This window comes from Tsukamurella conjunctivitidis, assembly GCF_007858475.1.
In the GTDB taxonomy this organism is placed as follows: Bacteria; Actinomycetota; Actinomycetes; order Mycobacteriales; family Mycobacteriaceae; genus Tsukamurella; species Tsukamurella conjunctivitidis.
Map to the genome: position 1 here is coordinate 1 of NZ_VIGX01000179.1, position 600 is coordinate 600.

Annotated in this window: 1 protein-coding gene; it reads left to right on the forward strand. The window is 71.8% G+C overall.

What is annotated here, in order from left to right; translation table 11 throughout:
• The coding region (locus tag FK530_RS26115) for an Ig-like domain-containing protein (RefSeq protein WP_231706797.1) at positions 1-600 on the forward strand (600 nt) is incomplete at both ends.

Below are 600 nucleotides of genomic sequence, written 5' to 3' on the forward strand. Positions count from 1 at the left end.
TGGGGACACGCTCACCCTGGTCGGGGTCTCCCCGGCGCCTGCCGGGTCCACCGTGGTCCCCGACCTGGACCTGGGGACCCTGACCTTCACCGCCCAGTCCGTGGGCACCCACCAGTTCACCTACACGGTCACCGACGGGCCCTCCACGGCGGTGGGCGTGGTGCGGGTGGACGTCGTGGACACCCAGGCCGATGCCTCCCCCGTCGCGGAGGACGACCTGGTGGTCCTGCCCGCAGGTGGAGCGGCCCTGGCCGCGCCCCTGGACAATGACTCGGATCCCGCCGGCGGTGTGCTCGTGGTCCAGAACCTGGATCTGCCGGACGGCCTTCCCCTGGAGGTGACCCTGGTCGACCGCCATCTCCTGCGCATCACCGCACCGGGTGGCCTGGACCAGGCTGTCTCCTTCTCCTACACGGTCTCCAACGGCACCCACTCCGCCACCGCCCGGGTCACGGTGGTCCCCACCGCGGCTCGCGACGACAAGCAGCCACCCGAACTCCAGCCGGACCGGGTGAAGGTGAGGGTCGGGGACGTCGCCTCGGTGCCCGTGCTGCAGAATGACCGTTCGCCGGCCGGACTCGCCCTGCGGGTGGACCCTGA